Genomic DNA, 17,339 nt, shown 5'->3' with positions numbered 1-17,339 from the left:
CTCCTGGTCAGGGGTGTTGCGACGACCGGTTGAATCCGCCCCGACTGCCGGCATCGCTATGGTGGATCAACCCTGAGCCGACCGGGTGGCCCGTGTGGTCACGTCTCCACAGTGCCATCTTCAAGGCGGTGGTGACCATCGCGGTGTCCTTGACGGTGGCGGCATGCCAGCCGACGATCGCCCGCGAGAAGCAGTCGATCACGAACGCGACGTAGACGAACCCCGCCCAGGTGCGGCAATAGGTGAAGTCTGTGACCCACTTCCGATTCGGAACCTCGGCGGTGAAATCACGATCGACCAGGTCAGGGGCGCGTCGACTGTCCGAGCCGCCGGGCATGGTGGTGCGGTGCCGACGGCCCCGGACCGCTCCGGACAGCCCTTCGTCGCGCATCAACCGGTCGACGGTGCATGCCGCGACGTCGTGGCCGTGTCTGCGCAGGTGCACGGTCATCTTCCGGCGACCGTAGAGACCTTCGGCGGTGCCGACGGTCTCACGCAGAGCGTTCGTCAGATGTGCATCGGTGACGGTCCGAGGGGATGGAGGAGCGGTTTTCCAGTTCCGATACGTGCGTGGGGCGACCTTGACGCCACGCTCGGTGAGCACGGCGCAGATCGACTCGACCCGGTGTCCTTGTGTACGCATCTGGTCGATGAACTGGCAGATCAGCGGCGGCGAGGGTCGAGCTCCCTCGCGAAGAAAATCGAAGCCGACTGCAGGATCTCGTTGGCCTCACGGAGGTCTCGAACTTCGCGTTCGAGCTCTTTGATCCGCTGCTGCTCGGCAGTGGTCACGCCGGGTGTCTTGTCGGCGTCGACCAGAGCCTGGCGGGTCCAGGTGCGCAGCGACTCGACACCGACGCCGAGCTTCGGGGCGATGGCCTTGCATGCCGCGAACGGTGAAGAGTATTCGTCGAGGTGGTCGAGGACCATCTTCACCGCTCGTTCACGCTGTTCGGCGGGGTAACGCTTGGGCATGATGTGCATCCTCCTCAAGAAAGGAGGCGGCATCAAACCCGAGACGGTTCAGGCAGACGTCATCCAGTAAATCGATTCCGTCTGTCTGTTCGACGGGCGTCAGAGCCATCCACGACGTGCTCGTGGCGGCTTTCGGCGAGTTACGGACTGGTGGCGGACGGTGTTCCGAGGGAACCGAAGTCCTCGATCACTTCCCACAGTGGATCGTCGAAACCGATGTCGAAGGTGCAGTCGAACGGCCGGGGGTCGGGTACGAACGCCCACAGCAGCGCGCCCGCCGTGCCGGCGTCACGTTGGCCCTCGATCTTCGCGGTGATGTGTGCGGCGCGGTCGGGCAACGACCCGCAGGATCCGGCGAGTTCGCCGATCTCGGCGACGAGCAGCGGTTTGCCGACCGCCTCGGCCTGTTCGAGGCGCCTGCCGAGGCCGTTCCACTGATCGCCGGGCAACGGAACGCCGTCGGCACCGTAATCGTGATATTGCACCGCATCGACATACGGTGAGGCGCTGACGAATTGGTATTCGTCGCCTTGGGTTCCACATTGCCCGCCGCCGGTGTAGCCCGCGGTGATCAGCGTGTAGGGGTCGACGGCGCGGAGTTCGGCACCCGCGGTATCGAAGAACTCGCGCAGCACGTGGGCGGCGCCCGGCTCGCACGACCGGGTCCACCAGAAGCATGAGGCGTCGGTGCAGGTGCTCGTCTCGGGTTCGCCCACGAGTTCCCATGCCGCCAGGGAAGCGGAGTCTCGATAGCGGGCGACGGCGGTGTGCATCCAGTCCCGGAAGCTCATCACCACTCGCTCGTGACCGGGGGTGAAGTCGGTCCACCCGTCGACGTACCACTGCCGGCCCTTGAAGACTTCGTCCTCGCACGCGCCGTCCTGGGCGGCCAGGACGGGCAGCACCATCTGGTCGTGCGCCTCCGCTGCCGCGAAGACGGCATCGATCGGACCGAAGTCCAACTGCCCGGTGAACCGGTTGATCGCCAGCGCCTGGAAGAGGTTGAATCGCGTGAGCGAATTCGGGGGTAGCGCGCCGAAATAGTCGTCGAGGTTCACCATCGCGCCGCATCCCCAGTTCACCGACCAATCGGTGGCGAGCTGGTAGGCATTGAACCCGGTCGGCCACCAGGGGCGGCCGTCGAGCGCGAAACCGTCGGGTGATGCGGTCACTCGTGCACCCGGCGCCGGTGCCGCGGAGGCATGGCCCGTTCCCAGGAGCAGACCGACCACCGTCACGGCGACGGCCACGAATCTCGATGTGCGAAACCTCGGCATCTTCGGATGGTAGGCCGCTGTTGCGGAACCCACCGTGCAAGCTCCTCGGTGATGCTCGTCACCGCGGCGTCAGGCGAATTCGAGCGCTCCCTCCACGGGCCGCGTGACCCGGCGCGTGCTCGGTGATCCCAGTGCCGTCGCGAGATCGGACCCGTCGTGCTCGGCGAGCAGTCCGCCCCCGGACCAGACGAGCAGGGTCGCGGCCACCGTGTGTTCGGCCACCGAATGCGACAGATCGTAGTGCGCGCATGCGGGCACCCCGGCGTAGGTGATCCACAGATCGAAACCGGTCATGAACAGATCGAGGTCGAATTGCACGGACAGACCGAGCAATTCGCTGCGACCGGTGTCGTCGACACCGGCGAACGCCTCGTCGAGGGCGAGCAGTCTCGGCGCGTGCGGATCGGCCGAATCGAGCATCACATGGGCCGCAGCGAACAACGGCAGGTGCAGTGAGACGGACTGCTCGCCGCCGGACAGTGCCGAGTGACGCGCCGGGGTGAGCCGGTCCTCACTGCCGTCCGCACCGATCAGGCTGAACGAAAACACCCGCCACCGACGGTAATCCAGCGTCGAAGCGAGGATCTCGGGATACGACCGCTCGGGGTGCGCCGCACGCTCGGTGCGGATACGCGATGCGAAGTGCGCGCGGATACCCGCGAGATCCTCCGCGGACAGCGCCGAGGCATCCCGATCGAGCAGTTTGCACACCGCGCGCGCCTGCTCGTCGAGGTGGTCGGCGAGCACCCAGTGCACACCGATGGTGTTGCCCGACGACATGTGCCGCTGCCGCATCTCCGTGCCCATGCGGGCGATGAGGTCGCGGGCGTCGGCGGTGCGCTCGTGGATCTGCTGGGCCAGACCGGTCAGCAATGCGTCCTCGAGGATGCGCCGTTCCGAGTCGGTGAGCAGGGCCTCCTGCTCCTGCCGCGCCCGGGCGATGCGCTCGGCGAAACGGGCGACGGAGGTGTAACCCTGTTCGTCCTGCACCTGCACGACGGTCACCCCGTCCGAACCGTCCCAGTGCAGCCGGTAGTCCCGGCCCCGTGCGAGTTCGGCGTCGAACTCCTGCAGCGCGCCGGTCAGGGCGGAGCCGGTGGACTTGCGGGCCGACTCGCCGGCCGCGACGGATTCGGTCGCCGCATCGAGTGCCTGCAGCAACGCGTCCACTTCACCGGGCAGCACTTCCACCGACTCGTCCCCGTGCGGGGAGCGCCGCAGCCGATACAGGACCTGGTCTGCGTCGAGCCACGCCGCCGAACTCGCCGGCCACGTGTGGTGCGTCCCGACACCGAGGAGGGTCAGCAGGTCGGTCCGGGCGAAGGGAGCCAGACCGGCCGCATCCGCCCGCGCTTCCACCAACGCCGATCGCAGGGCCTGCTCGGCAGCGACGTGCGCAGCGTCGGCCTTACCGATGCGCTCGAGCGCCGTCTCGAAGGCTTTGCGAGCGGCGCGCTCGGCGACCTTCGCGGTCTCGATCCGGGTGCGGGCCTCCTCGAGTTGGGCGTCGACGAGTTCGGCGCCGGCGCCGATCGCCTCGCGCAGCGTGTCGAGGCGTTGCTGCTGGTGTGCAAGCGACTCGGCTGCCTCGGCCGCGTGCTCGGCGGCCTCGTCCGCCGTGGATCGCGCCGCGTCGAGCCGGGCCTCGGCCTCGCGCACCCGTTCTGCCGCGGCCGCCTGCTCGCGCAGTGCCCGCATCAGCGCCTGCCCTTGCGACCGGAAGTGGCGGACGGCGGCATCGAGAGCATCCAGTTCACCGGTCGTGACCGGGGCGCGATGCCGCGCGGCGATCGAGCGCACACGCTGCTCCGCGACCGAGACGTCGGCGATCGCCTGGTCGAGGTCCCGTTCGGATGCCGTGGCCGAGTCCTGCGCTGTGCGCAAGGCACCTGCACATTCGGTGACCTTGCGCAGTGCGGACAGCACCGCGCCCGTCCGGGGCACTGCCTCGGCCGCGTGCTCGAGTGCGGTGATCCGCTCGCCGATCGCGCGATCGTGCTCACGCAAGGACTGCACCTCGGCGCGGGCGTCGGCAACGGCGGTCTCGATCTCGGTGATCCGCAGCCGACGCCGGCGTGCACGCGCGGTGGCGCCGATGAACTCCGCATGATCCTTCACGTGCCGCCCGACCTGCACGCCCTGCCGATAGCCACCGCGGGTGTCCACGGCCACTGGCATTCCCGGCCGCGGATCGGTGGTCAGCGCGATCGACGCGAGAACCTCCGCGACCCGGCTCTCGGGCACCGCGGTGTCCGGCTCGGGCACGAGCACGTCGGCCAGGCTCGGGCCCTCGGGACGATGGTCGGCGGGCAGTGCGACGAGCAGTTGATCGGATTCGATGTCCGGAAGCTCCGCGTCGCCGCCGACGATCCATCCGTCGAGCAGGTTCGCGGCCTGCAGCGCCGCTTCGAGGCCGGCTGCGTCCTCGGCGGACACCTCGTCCCGGAAGCGCACCAACTGCCACAACGGGGCGCCGGTCGGATCGTCGCGGCGTCCGGTGCGGGACGCGAAGGGCGGGGGAGCGTCGTCGCGTTCGGCGGCCACCGCAGCCCGTTCCGTCTCGAGTTCGTCGATCCGGGCGGTGAGAGTGGCGATCTCGGTGGCGGCTGCGCGGCGCCGGAAACGCAGCTCTTCGACGACCGGACCGATGTGCTGGGCCAGCACCGTGGCGGGCGCCGGCGCGTCGTCCTGGCCCACCGCACCCAGTGCGGCGTCCACGGCATCGAACACGGCGGACGACAACCCCACGGCAGCAAAGACATCCGTGTGGTCGGTCCACCACCGTCGCAGCTGTGCCGCGGCTTCTCTCCGGGAGAGTTCGACGACGGTTTCCGCCGCCTCCACCGCGGCGTGTGCGGTGTCGCGTTGCGCCCGGCTGCGGGATGCGGTGGCTTCCGCTCGCGCCCGGGCGGTCGCTGTCCCGTCGAGCTGCGAGACGGCGCTGCGCACCGCCCGGACGTCCGCTTCGCGTTCCTCCGCGTGGGCTTCGACCACGGTGACCAGCTGATCGATGCGTTCGACCCGATCGATTCCGGGCCAGACGATGCCGGCGTCCTCCGCGGCGCTGTGCAGCGCGTCCTCGCAGCGACGGCGCGCGGCCGTCGCGACCGTCGATGCCTCGCAGGCACGTTCGTGTTCACCCGTCCGGTCCGCCACGGCGGCCTGTGCGCGGGCCGCTTGTTCGGCCTGGGCGGTGGTGGTGCGTTCGAGATTGGCCACGACCGATGCGAGATCGTCGAGTTGCTGCTTTCCCTCGTACGCACTCGAGCGTTGCAGGGCATCCAGGGTCGTGCGGGCCTGCTCGTGCTCACGCTCGGCGGTCGCGAGGCGCTCCTCGGATTCCGCCCGGGCGGCCGCGGCGCCTTCGCGGTCGGCGGCGGTTGCCCGCAATGCCTGCATGGCCGTCTCCACGGCATCGAGACGGATGGATACGCGGTCGACCGCCGCGCGGGCCTGCTGCCTCATGTACTTCGAATACACGGCGACGAATCGCTGGGCCGCATCATCCGCGGCGGCGAGCGATTCGAGTGTCTTGGCGACCTCCTCCATGTCGGAGAACGACCGGGCGGCTTCGATCACGAGATCGTCGTCGAGCGGCCGCAGACCGTCGGTGAGGGCCTGCGACAGGCCTTTCGGATCGAGATTCTTCGCGAGCTGGGGCCGGCGCAAGGTGAGAATCAGATTGATCAGCTGGTCGTAGCGCTGCGCACCGAGCCCGAACATGCGGGCGTCGATCGCGGCCCGGTAGTCGACCGGTCGATCGGTGATCGCCTCGGCGCCGATCTGCTCGACGAGTTGCTTGCGGGTCAGCGGCCGGTCTTCCTCGTCGAGTAGGGAGAAGTCCACCCCGACCCTGCCGTCGACGACGAAATGCCACCGGGTGACCTTGTCGTTTCCGCGTGTGGCGCGCATCCCGATGCCGACGGTCACCGCTTCCGGATCGTCGGCGCGACCGCGGCAGAACTCCATCCAGACATACGAATGGGCGCTGTCCTGGCCCCGGTACAGCAGATTCGAGCGCATGGTGCGCTCCTCGCCCGCGAACGGATTCAGACGCCGCGGTTCGATACGGCCGTCGAGAACGAACGGGAACAGCACCTCGAGTGCCTTCGTCTTCCCCGAACCGTTCGGACCGCGCAACACGAGCCGTCCGTCGGCAAACGAGAACTCCTGGTCGCGGTAGTCCCACAGGTTGATGATCCCGGCACGTGTGGGGCGGAATCGGGCGCTGCTCATCGGATCTCCGTCGGGTTCGTATCGGTCGGTGTCGGAACGGGGGCGGGCGGGGCGGATCGCGGTGAGGCTTCGGGGAACAGGTCGATCTCCGGATCTCGTTCGCGCACACTCACCGTCACCCCGCGGTAGCGCGCCACGGCGGGCAGAGCGAGGATGCCGGCCGGGACCCGCGCCACCAGATCGAGCCTCTCGAGCATGTCGACGGCAGCGGCGGCCAGACCCGCCGGATCCGCCTGCCACTGTGCGGCGAAGGTCCGGCCGTAGATGTCGACGAGACGCCCGATCGTCGCTGCGAGCCACGAATGGTCGAGAACCGGATGGGTCGCGGGCTCCCGCTCACCCGCACCGTCGTCGACTCCTGCCTCGGCTTCGGAGGTCGCGACCGTCAGGGCGGTGAAGACACCGGCCCGCGGGAGCGCCGCGTCCACCGCTGCGACGAGCGTCTCGTGCAGGTCGACGGGTCGTGCGAGCCGGTCCGGGGCGGGGGCGTCGGAGTCGAGGACACGATCGCAGATCTCGCCGGCCAGCAACAGTGCGACCTGCGCGACGGTGCCGGTACCGGGAAACCGCACGTCCGACAGCCGTCCCGAGGTGTCCACCAGCGCGACCCCTTCGGCCCGCCGCTCGCACACCAGACCGGTGAGCAACTCGACGTCCGCTGTGGTGCGTGGCAGGGCGAGTTGCAGCGCCTCGTCGTCGTCGAGATCCTCGGCGTAGACGACCGGTCGCTGCACCAATGCGCGCCGCACCCGGCGTCGCACCTCGGCGGTGTCGGACTGCGGCGCCCCGGCCGCAGTGAGCAGATCACGCACCGACTCGAGATGCTGCAGTGCGCGCGGCGGGCGGAACAACGCGGCGACGACTTCACGATCGATGTCGAACAGGGCCTCGCCGACGCCCGGATCCGTGGCCCATGCTCCGGTGTCGCCGTCCGCCAGGGTGATCGCTCCGCGTGAATTCAGCCAGGTGATCGCGTCGACGAAGGCGTCGCGATCGGTGGCGCGTCCGGTATCCAGGTCCACGCCGTCCACACGCGTTGCCTCCGCCGCGACGTGCTCGGCCAGTTCGGACAACGTGATCTGCCCGGCACCGCGACCGAGCGCGGCGATCGACAACGCGAGATAGGCGTAGCGGCGTCGATCGAACGGCCGGTCGGTGGCGGTGGTCGTCCCCGAGCCGGCGTCGAGCCGGTCGGCGACGGTGAACAACCGCGCCGTGTTCTCGGTGACTTCGAGCCGGTAGCCGAAGGTGGCCAGCAGATCCTCGCGCAGTTCGGTGGCCCAGCGCCGCACCGCCGGCAGGGCCGACCGGTCCGGGAAGGTCGGTGTCACCAGATGGTGTGTCAGGACGATCCGTGCCGCCCGTTGATATACGTCGAGATCGACGGACGGGATCGAGCGCGCCCTCATCGCACCTCCACCGACAGGCCGTCCAGGTACAGCCGGCCCCGTGCCGTGCGCACCACCGTCGATTCGGCGCTGGGCCGCAGCGTGAGTCGAACTCCGTTCTGGCTGCCGGATGCGCTGTCGTCGTCGCGGACGCGACCGCTGACCGGAACCCGCGCCGAGAGCGCGGCGTCGAGCAGGCCGAGCAGCACCTCGGCTTCCGGCTCGGACAGCTCACGTTCCCGCACGCCTCCGGCCGCGAGCGACTTCGCGGCCTGCGCACGGCGGCGCTGCTTCTCGAGCTGGGCTTCCCGCAACCGCCGGACGCCGGCGTCGTTGCGCTGGATACGGCCCGGAGCACCCGCCGCGGGCCGGCGCCCGGTCTCGGCGAGCGTCCGGGAGATCTCCACCGGCGGGGCTTCCCACCAGGAACGGGTGACGGGAACGAGGTCGGCATCGGAGTGCGCCACGGAGAAGTGCCGGGGCCGGCCGAGGTCGAAGACCGCACCGAAGAGCGCGTGCGCGGCGTCCTCGCTCGGGGCGGCTGCGAACCATCCCGCCAGGTGCCGCAGCTGGGACTCGCGGCTGACCCCGCCGCGGCGCTGCTCGGTCAACCGGCGCAGCAGCGCCAGCACGGCCGAAATCGCGTTGATCGTCGCGCCGCGTAGCCGTTCGGCCTCGCTCGGCGCCGACCCGACCCCGACGAACCAGTGTTCGACGCCGCGCCAGCGCAACCGCCAGTCGGCCTCGCGTTCCTCGGGGGAGAGGAGTACCCGCTCGTCGTGCTGTGCCGCGAGCACCGGCAGTGTGTCGGCTCCGGTGGCGTGTACGCGTGCCAGTGCGGCGGTGAGCTTGGGGGCGTACCGGGCGAGATCGGAGCTGAACTCGCGCATGTGGGTGAGCAGCGCATCCTTCTGCGCGAGGAACAGTTCCGGGGTGACCTCGGTGGTGCGCACCAGGTCGCCGAGCACCAGATAGAAGCGGGCAGCGCGTTCGGCCATGTCCGACAGGGTCGCGTCGAGGCGGCTGAGCTTGCGGTAGACGAGTTCACCGTCGCCGCACGCATTCGCCTCGGCGAGATCGTGCAGATCGGCGAGCAGATCGGCCAGGGCGAGTCGTGAGAGCGACACGTCGTCGCCGCGGGAGGACAGGACGTCCTCGACAGCCCGGAAGGCGCGATAGCCCGACTGCGTGAACTGGTAGACGAAGTGACGGTTGCGGTACTCGGCGAGTGTTGCCGCCCTCGTGCCGTCGTAACTGCGCTCGAGGACACCCCACGCGTGCAACTGCTCGAGCAGCGCGGGAACGTCCGACGCGTGGGGCACCTCGGCGTCGTCGTCACCCGCGATGCGGTCCAGCACGGTCGCGACGTCACCGGCGTGCAGCAGCACCGTGTAGTTGCCCCGGGCATGGTCGAAGGCGCGCAGCACCCACAGATACCGGACGCGTTTCTCGGCTGTGGCGAAGGAGAACAAGCGCAGGCGGTCGTCCCGCACCGTCGGGTCCTCGACCGCCCCGATCCGGGCTCGACCTGTTTCACTCACCGTGACAGGTTAGGCGGATCGACCGACCGGATCGGACAACACCCGGGGTGAGTGTCGGCACGGTCGGCACCCCGTGGACGCCCGGATCAGCAGTGGACGAGCACCGCACCGGCTACCGTCGAGGTAGTGCACTCGACGGATGTACCACTCCTCCGGAACCGAGAACGATGAACGCCCACGAGATGGGACACGGCGCCCGCAGGGTGGGCGATCCGGGACCCGAGACACGCGCGCTGATCGCGGTCGTCGCCGAGTTGTCGGCGACGAGTCATTCCGAGATCACGCGATACATGACCGAGCGGATCTCCTCGGAGATCGAGGCGATGTCCCAGGACCCCCCCACCTCGCGCGCGCTGGAACGGGCAGCCCAGGACGGAGTCGACGCCATCACCCGCTTCCTCCGAGACGGCCTCGACGAGATCGAGATACCGGACGCGTCCTATGCGCTCGTCCGCATGCTGGCCCGGCAGGGACTTCCGGTCTCGGTGGTGGACCGGAGCAACCGGCTGGCTCAGGACAGCATCATGCGCTGGTGCCTCGAGGTCCTGGCCGACCTGAGCGAGGACACCGGGGCCGCGATGCGGGCGGGCGTCGAGATCCTGATGAAACTCTCGGCCGGGATCGACGGAGTGTCACAGACCCTGCTTGCGGTCTACGAGACCGAGCGCGACGCCTGGCTGCTCAACCGAAATGCTTCCCGGACCGCCCGTATCCAGGAGATTCTCGCCGGGCGCCCGATCGAGGTGGGCGAGGCCGAGGCCACCCTGGGGTATCGGCTCGGTCAGCACCATCTCGGTGTGATCATCTGGATCGACGACGTCAAGATGGTGGGCGCCGAGGGGGCCGGTACCGGCTGGAGCGGTCTCGAGCAGGCCGTGGCGACGCTCGTCGAGCATCTCGGACTGCGGGGCCGGGTGCTGTTCGATCAGTTCGACGAATACACGGCCTGGGCGTGGATACCGCTCGGGACGGTCGACACGATCGACACGAGCGGAGTGTCCGAGGTCGTCGCCGGGTGGCAGCACCCCATCGGTGTGGCGCTCGGTGCACCGCACGAGGGGATCGACGGCTTCGTCCGCACACACCGGCAGGCGTCCCAGGCGCGAGAGGTGGCACTGGCCTCGGGTCTTGCGTGTCCCCGCCTGGTCTCGATCGGGGAGGTGGGGGCGGTCGCCTTGATGTGCACGAATCTCGAGTGGGCCCGCGCCTGGGTGGGCGACGTGCTCGGCCACCTCGCCGAGGACAATCCCTCGGCCGCGCAGTTGCGCCACACCTTGCGCGAATTCTTGTCCGGCGGAGGCAGCTTCGTCGCTGCTGCCGAGCAGCTGCACCTTCACAGGAATTCCGTCGCCTATCGGATCAGCAAAGCCGAGGACCAGATCGGGCACAGTGTGCGCGAACACCGGCTCGATCTCGAGAACGCGCTGGCCCTGTGTCACTGGCTCGGACCCGCTGTACTCGCCCCGGACCGCGGGACGGCCACACCGCCGGAGTGAACTCCGCGCGCGAACTCGACTGCCGAGCCCGTCCCCGGCCGTCCTCGTCCCGGACGCCCCACCGATCGTTTCTTCTGCGTACATGCAGGTTGTTTGCCCGGTCTGTTCGGGCTGTGAGCACAGTGGCGGAAGGCGGCACTCGGTGCCGATGAGATGCCGCTCACTGAATGGGGCAGTGGAGCGGCAGGTCAAGGGCACCTTCGTACGGCCGTCCACGAGGACTTCGGCTACCCGAAAGTCCCTGGCGAAGGAGGCCGATTGTGCGCGGACACCAGCGCGGTGTCATGATCTGTGTGCTCGCGTACCGATGGAAACGCACGAGGAGCGACCTACCGTCGAACTCGGACGATGAACGGAGCCACGTCATCGACCCGGCGGGTTTCGACGCCTTTCGAACACAGACGACTGCCGTGGCTCGGATACTCTCCGTTGACGGAAGGACCGCGATGTTCCACCACGCGACGCAGCACAGCATGGAAATCCTGCGCTGTGGGAGTTGTGGCACTCTTCTCGCTCCCGACGCAACCCGCTGCTCTTCCTGCCGATGTGCGGACCTCGAGTCCGCTTGTTGCCCCGCGACCGGCTCCATCGTGTGTTGGAAGGTCATGGAACCGGTCGAGGGCGCCGGGGAGGAAGCAGAGCCGGTGACTCTCGCGATCGTCGAGCTCGACGACGGCCCGTGGGTCTACTCGAAGATCGACGGCACGTTTCCGGAGCACGCCGACGGGCCGGTACGCGTCGAACTGCAGGCGGCGGCAGGTACGGACAGATTCCCGGTGTTCGGGGTCTGTGCCGCCTGAGGGCGCCTTCCTCGGTCCGCGAGGATCGCCCTCAGTCGAGAACGGCGGTCGCCTCGATCTCGACCAGCACGCCGGGTTCGTAGAGCATCTCGACGCCGATCAGTGAGGCCGGCGGCATGGGGGAGGGCAGACCGATCTCCTGCGCCACCGCGTGGACGCCCGCCATGAATGCCTCGATCTTCTCCGGGTGCCAGTCGGTGACGTAGACCGTCATCCGTACGACATCGCGGAAACTCGCATCCGCTCCGGCCAGACCCCGTGCGACGTTGCGCAATGCCTGGGACACCTGGCCGGCCAGGTCGGCCGGGATCGATGCACCGTCGGGCATGTGCGCGACCTGGCCGGCGACATGGACCTGCCGGGTTCCGGTCGCTACGGCCACGTGGTGGTAGGGGGCGTTCGGCAGCATGTCGTCGGGACTGGACAGGGTGACCGGCACGGGATTCTCCTGGGTTCGGGAACTGGTGGTATCGGATTTATACTTGGTGTAGGAAAGTCACTTCAACGAAACCAGGTCGCATGTCGGATACCGTGCACAACGCCGAATCGGATCTCCTCGCCGTCGCGGCGCACCGGGAACTTCTGGGCCAGATCCTGGACAAGTGGTCGCTGAGCGTGCTCACCCGGTTGTGCGAGGCGCCGTGCCGTTTCAACGAGTTGCGGCGCGCCATTCCCGACATCTCGCAGAAGTCCTTGACCGGCACCCTGCGCAGACTCGAACGCAACGGAATCGTGGAGCGGCGAATCATCGGAACCCGCCCGATCGCCGTCGAGTACCGCATCACACCCCTGGGCAAGACCGTGCGAGAACCGATCGACGCTCTGCTGCTGTGGGCATCGACCCACCTTCCCCGAATCGAGCAGGCCCGCAGCAGATTCGACGACACACTCGACGAGTGAACGAGACGTCTCGGAACAGCGGGCTCTGGCGGAGAGTGCATATCGTTCGGCCGCAAGGGATCTCGTGTGGGGAACACTTCCCGGGCCGAGTCGGCTTCCACGTCCGGTCTGCCCGTGAGGCAGGATGGTGGCCATGCAGATCTCACCGTTGACCTTCCGCTCCTCCGTCGTCGTTTCCCGTGAGCCGGAGGAGGTGTACGCCCTCGTCTCCGATGTCACCCGCACCGGAGAGTGGTCGCCCGTCTGTGCGGAATGCTGGTGGGACGAGGGTCGAGGCCCCGAGGTCGGCTCCTTCTTCACCGGGCGGAACGTGACCCCGGAGCGCACTTGGGAGACCCGTTCGGAAGTCGTGGTCGCATCGCCCGGCCGGGAGTTCGCGTGGTCGGTCGGACCCGGGCTGGTGCGCTGGAGCTATCTGATGAAGCCTGCCGAGACCGGCACCGAGCTGACGGAGACCTGGGAGTTCACCGAGGCCGGGCTGAAGTTCTTCCACGAGAAGTTCGGCGCGGACGCTCCTCGCGAGATCGCTGCCCGGGAAGAGGCTGCCCGGAGCGGAATTCCCGCGACGCTCGCCGCGATCGAGCGCATCCTCGAGGGCTGACGCCGCACCGGCCGATCCCTTCCCCTTTCACGTTATCGCGCAGGTGGGGGCTTGCCGCAAGACCCCTGCGAGGTCCCATACTGCTCCTCCATGCCGAGGAGAGGGGCGAGCGTGCACGATGTGGTGATCGTCGGCTGTGGGCCGACAGGAATGATGCTGGCGGGAGAACTCCGCCTGGCCGGGGCGGACGTCGTCGTCGTCGAACGTCGCGTATCGCAGGAACTCGCGGGTTCGCGTGGCGGAGGGGTCCATGCCCGCACGATCGAACTGCTCGAACAACGGGGGATCGCCGATCGCTTCCTCAGCGAGGGGCGAGCGGTGCACACGGCGACGTTCGGTGGTACCCGACTCGATTCGAGCCGTCTGTCCACACGCCACCCCTACACCCTGGCGCTGTTCCAGAACCACATCGAACGGCTGCTGGCGGGCTGGGTCGACGAGTCGGGAGTCCCGATCCGGCGCGGTGCAGAGGTCGTCGGCGTCGATTCGGAGGACGAGGCGGTGACGGTCCTCCTCGCGTCGGGTGAGGCGCTGCGAGCCCGGTACGTCGTGGGCGCGGATGGTGGTCGCAGCGTGGTGCGACGCGAAGCCGGCATCGCCTTCGCGGGCCCGGATGCGACCCGCAGCAGTCTCCTCGCCGAGGTGCAGGTGAGCGAGGCGCTTCCGGAGAACGGGAAGATCGACGAGCGGGGGGTGCACGGCCTGTATCCGATGGGGGAGAACAGAGTGCGGGTCGTGGTGACCGAGGCCGAGCTCGGGCCCATCACGCAGCCCACGCTCGACGATCTGCGGCGAGAGTTGATCCAGGTGTTCGGCACGGACTTCGGCGTCCACGATCCCACCTGGCTGTCGCGCTTCACCGACGCCACGCGACAAGCGGTGACCTACCGCAAGGGACGGGTGCTGCTCGCCGGCGACGCAGCACACGTGCACTCGCCCACCGGTGGGCTCGGGATCGGACTGGGGATCCAGGACGCCGTCAACCTGGGGTGGAAACTCGGTCGGGTCGTGCGCGGTACGGCCGGGGAGGAACTGCTCGACACCTACCACACCGAACGGCACCCGGCCGGAGCGCGAGCACTGAAATTCACCATGGCCCAATCCCTGTTCCAGAAGGCAGATCCGAGGCAGGAAGCCCTCCGCGACCTGCTCGACGAGGTACTCCGTGTCGACGACGCGGGAACCCCGATCGCCGCACTGATCTCCGGCCTCGACGTCGCCTACGATCTCGGCGTGGGACATCCGCTTCTGGGCCGGCGGATGCCGGACCTCGAGCTCGTCGTTCCCGACGGCTCGGTGCGGGTCTTCGAGCTCATGCACCGGGCCCGGCCGTTGGTGCTGCAGTTCGGCGGGCCACCACTGGATCTCGCATCCGGGCGCGACCGAGTCGACCACGTCCGAGCGAGCTACGACGGACGGTGGGAACTGCCCGTGCTCGGCGAGGTGCGCGCGCCCACGGCCGTGCTGGTGCGTCCCGACGGGCACGTGGCGTGGGTGGGGGAGGGTTCGTCGGAGGGGCTTTCCGAAGCGCTCTCGAGGTGGTGCGGTGTAGTGGGGGATCCTCAGTGCGATCCGCGCCCGTCCGGACCGGAGGAAACGCCACCGAACGATGCGGCTCGTTCCGTGAGATGAGTGTGAAGTCGCGCAACGGCAGGTGAGGGTCTGCGCGTCCCGACCGTCAGTCCGATGGCTCGATTCTCTACGCCCGTGTCAGGGATTACCGAAGTGCCGGGTACGGCCGTCTCGGCGGATGGCAGGAGAGCAACACCGAGACCTCGGGCGACCATCCTCGGAAAATCGGAGTGCTGGCCTTCGGCACCGAGACCATCACCGGCGCTGAGGGCAGCATCGCCGGGCTCCTCGGGGCTTCGCCCGGCGCGTCGATCGCGCCGTCGGCCATGGTCGACGTGCTGACACGGTGCTTCCCGGAACAGATCCGCGAATGGCGGCCGTCGCTCGAACGGCTCATGCCGGACCTGTTCCGGGACAGCGACTGAGAAACGACCCGGTTGTCGTCCGGGTCCGGTGCCGGTGGAATCAGACCGGCTGCAGGAACGGATAGTCGGTGTAACCCTCGGCGCCGGATGCGTAGAACAATTCCGGTCGCGGTGCGTTCTCCGGTCGTCCGTCCCGCCAGCGTTCGGCCAGATCGGGATTCGCGAGCACCGCGCGACCCACCGCCACCGCATCGGCGTGCGAGTCCTCGATGAGCTGCACCGCTTCCTCGCGGGTGGTCGGCGAGCCGAATCCGCTGTTGGCGATCATCTTGCCGCCGAATCGGTTCCGAAGTTCCTGCACCAGATCGCCGGTGGGCACCCGGTGGAGCACCGACAGATACGCCAAGCCCAGGGGGCGCAGGGCGTCGACGAGCGCACCGTAGACTGCACGCACGTCGTCACGATCGGTCTCGAGCGCGTCCTGGATGTTGTGCTCGGGAGAGATACGCAATCCGACACGTCCGGCGCCGACAGTCTCCGCGACTGCCTGCACGACCTCGACGACCAGCCGGATCCTGTTCTCCACGGAACCGCCGTATTCGTCGTCGCGATCGTTCGAGGCGGGGGAGAGGAACTCGTGCAGAAGATAGCCGTTGGCGCTGTGGACCTCCACGCCGTCGAGTCCGGCCTCGATCGCTCGGCGAGCCGAGGCGACGAAGTCGTCGACAACGGACCCGATCTCCTCGGTCGTGAGTGCGTGGGGTACCGGATAGGGCTGCTTGCCCTGCATCGTGTGCACTTGGCCGTCGATCGCGATGGCGCTCGGTGCGACGACGCGGCGGCCGCCGTTCACCTCTGGGTGCGTGACGCGGCCACCGTGCATCAACTGCACCACGATGCGGCCGTCCCGCTCGTGCACGGCGTCGGCCACGCGACGCCAACCGGTGACCTGCTCGTCGGTGACGATCCCGGGCTGTCCGACGAAGGCCTGCGATTCGAAGTTCACGTAGGTGCCCTCGGCGATGATCAGGCCGACACTCGCCCGCTGACGATAGTGCTCGACTATCAGATCTCCGGGGACCCCGGCCGAACCACCCCGCAGCCGGGTCAGCGGGGCCATGACGATGCGGTTCGTGAGCTCGAGGTCGCCGAGGGCGACGGGCGTGAACAAGTCCATAGGGGGACGCAACGACACTCGCCCCGGTGAGATTCCCGGCGGAGGCCGGATTGTGAGGTGGGTCATGCTCCGGTCAGCCGGTCCGACCAGTCCTTCAGCCGATCGACGAACTCCGGCGGCGACGCCCGAACCACCCGTCCACCTGACATGCCCACGGCGATGACCGCCCAGTCCATGCTCTCGGCATCGATCTCGACTCGGCACCGTTCGTCGTCGATCGTGACCACCCTCGCCCACTGCCCGATCCTGCGCCGCACCTCGTGGGCGGGCGCGGTGAGTTCGGCGGCGACCTTCACAGTGGAGCGGCTGCGGATCCCGCCCTCCACGAATGCTGCGGCATCACCGGCCGGAAGTACGCGTGGCCGGAACCGGACGCCGGTGGCGGTGGTCTCGGTCATCCGGTCCAGGCGGAAGCTGCGCCAATCGCCGCGGTCGAGGTCGAATGCCACCAGGTACCACCGTCGGCCGAGGGACACGAGTTGTCGCGGCTCCACCCTCCTGCTGGTCGCCGCACCGTCTGCTGCGGTGTACTCGAAGGTGATTCGTTCGTCGTCGCGGCACGCCCGGGCGACGGCCACGAGCTGCTTCGAATCGGCGGCCCGGCTCGCCCACGGAATGTCGGCGGAGACGGTGGCAGTATCGAGCGCCTCGACCTGCCGGCGCAGACGCGGCGGCATGACCTGGATGACCTTGGCCAGGGCCCGCACCGAGATCTCGGCGATCCCCGCGATGGAGGTCTGTGCTGCGGTGAGAAGCCCCACGGCGAGCGCGACCGCTTCGTCGTCGTCGAGCGCGAGCGGGGGAAGCGAGGCTCCCGGCGCCAATTGGTATCCGCCGCCGACGCCGCGGTCGGACCGCACCGGATAACCCAGATCGCGCAGCCGCTCGACGTCCCGGCGCAGTGTGCGCAGGGAGACCCCCATCCGCTCGGCGAGTTCCGCCCCGAGCCAATAGCGATGTGTCTGCAGCAGAGACAGAAGGCGCAGCGTTCGGGAGCTCGTGTCGGCCATG

The 17,339-nt window shown here is 68.6% G+C and carries 15 protein-coding genes; 6 read left to right on the top strand and 9 right to left on the bottom strand.

The features are described 5' to 3' along the window. Positions 1–7: 7 nt before the first annotated feature. The 6 genes from MOM01_RS21535 to MOM01_RS21510 all read right to left on the bottom strand — a co-directional run bounded on the left by MOM01_RS21535 (position 8) and on the right by MOM01_RS21510 (position 9,354). Complete coding sequence (locus MOM01_RS21535; protein WP_241387485.1) at positions 8–643, bottom strand: IS3 family transposase; 636 nt, start codon at positions 641–643, stop codon at positions 8–10. Positions 644–663: 20 nt separating this feature from the next. Next, positions 664–975 (bottom strand): transposase, encoded by a 312-nt coding sequence (locus tag MOM01_RS21530; RefSeq protein ID WP_241387484.1) that lies wholly within the window; start codon positions 973–975, stop codon positions 664–666. A 140-nt stretch (positions 976–1,115) separates the two neighbouring features. After that, a complete protein-coding gene (locus MOM01_RS21525) occupies positions 1,116–2,252 on the bottom strand; it encodes a beta-mannosidase (RefSeq protein WP_241387483.1) in 1,137 nt (378 codons plus the stop codon). 69 nt (positions 2,253–2,321) lie between these two features. Beyond that, positions 2,322–6,488 (bottom strand): TIGR02680 family protein, encoded by a 4,167-nt coding sequence (locus tag MOM01_RS21520; RefSeq protein WP_241387482.1) that lies wholly within the window; start codon positions 6,486–6,488, stop codon positions 2,322–2,324. Then, positions 6,485–7,897, bottom strand: a complete 1,413-nt coding sequence (locus tag MOM01_RS21515) for a TIGR02678 family protein (RefSeq protein WP_241387481.1) — start codon at positions 7,895–7,897, stop codon at positions 6,485–6,487. The genes MOM01_RS21520 and MOM01_RS21515 overlap by 4 nt, the downstream gene beginning before the upstream one ends. After that, positions 7,894–9,354: a TIGR02677 family protein gene (locus tag MOM01_RS21510; protein WP_241387489.1), complete on the bottom strand. Its 1,461-nt coding sequence runs from the start codon at positions 9,352–9,354 to the stop codon at positions 7,894–7,896. The genes MOM01_RS21515 and MOM01_RS21510 overlap by 4 nt, the downstream gene beginning before the upstream one ends. 230 nt (positions 9,355–9,584) lie before the next feature. On the opposite strand from MOM01_RS21510, the gene MOM01_RS21505 reads away from it, so the two are divergent. After that, a complete protein-coding gene (locus MOM01_RS21505) occupies positions 9,585–10,913 on the top strand; it encodes a PucR family transcriptional regulator (RefSeq protein ID WP_241387480.1) in 1,329 nt (442 codons plus the stop codon). A 605-nt stretch (positions 10,914–11,518) separates the two neighbouring features. Continuing rightward, positions 11,519–11,713, top strand: a complete 195-nt coding sequence (locus MOM01_RS21500; RefSeq protein WP_241387479.1) for a hypothetical protein — start codon at positions 11,519–11,521, stop codon at positions 11,711–11,713. 31 nt (positions 11,714–11,744) lie between these two features. On the opposite strand, the gene MOM01_RS21495 is transcribed toward MOM01_RS21500, so the two are convergent. Then, complete coding sequence (locus MOM01_RS21495; RefSeq protein ID WP_241387478.1) at positions 11,745–12,152, bottom strand: RidA family protein; 408 nt, start codon at positions 12,150–12,152, stop codon at positions 11,745–11,747. Positions 12,153–12,232: 80 nt separating this feature from the next. Here MOM01_RS21495 and MOM01_RS21490 point away from each other — a divergent pair, with 80 nt between their 5' ends. The 4 genes from MOM01_RS21490 (at position 12,233) to MOM01_RS21475 (ending at position 15,211) form a co-directional block, all read left to right on the top strand. Then, positions 12,233–12,613 carry a winged helix-turn-helix transcriptional regulator gene (locus tag MOM01_RS21490; RefSeq protein ID WP_241387477.1) on the top strand — a complete coding sequence of 127 codons (381 nt, stop codon included), beginning with the start codon at positions 12,233–12,235 and terminating at the stop codon, positions 12,611–12,613. 124 nt (positions 12,614–12,737) lie between these two features. Further along, a complete protein-coding gene (locus MOM01_RS21485) occupies positions 12,738–13,214 on the top strand; it encodes an SRPBCC family protein (RefSeq protein WP_374112353.1) in 477 nt (158 codons plus the stop codon). A 90-nt stretch (positions 13,215–13,304) separates the two neighbouring features. Further along, a complete protein-coding gene (locus tag MOM01_RS21480; protein WP_241387475.1) occupies positions 13,305–14,846 on the top strand; it encodes an FAD-dependent monooxygenase in 1,542 nt (513 codons plus the stop codon). Positions 14,847–14,908: 62 nt separating this feature from the next. Beyond that, complete coding sequence (locus MOM01_RS21475; RefSeq protein WP_374112354.1) at positions 14,909–15,211, top strand: malate:quinone oxidoreductase; 303 nt, start codon at positions 14,909–14,911, stop codon at positions 15,209–15,211. Positions 15,212–15,251: 40 nt separating this feature from the next. On the opposite strand, the gene MOM01_RS21470 is transcribed toward MOM01_RS21475, so the two are convergent. Beyond that, the gene (locus tag MOM01_RS21470) at positions 15,252–16,328 is read right to left on the bottom strand and encodes an alkene reductase (protein WP_241387474.1); all 1,077 of its coding nucleotides are present in this window, start codon (positions 16,326–16,328) and stop codon (positions 15,252–15,254) included. Positions 16,329–16,390: 62 nt separating this feature from the next. Next, positions 16,391–17,338: a helix-turn-helix transcriptional regulator gene (locus MOM01_RS21465; protein ID WP_241387473.1), complete on the bottom strand. Its 948-nt coding sequence runs from the start codon at positions 17,336–17,338 to the stop codon at positions 16,391–16,393. Position 17,339: the final 1 nt, after the last annotated feature.

Source organism: Rhodococcus sp. CH91 (assembly GCF_022554085.1).
In the GTDB taxonomy this organism is placed as follows: Bacteria; Actinomycetota; Actinomycetes; order Mycobacteriales; family Mycobacteriaceae; genus Rhodococcus.
This window is presented reverse-complemented; position numbering and strand designations above follow the sequence as displayed.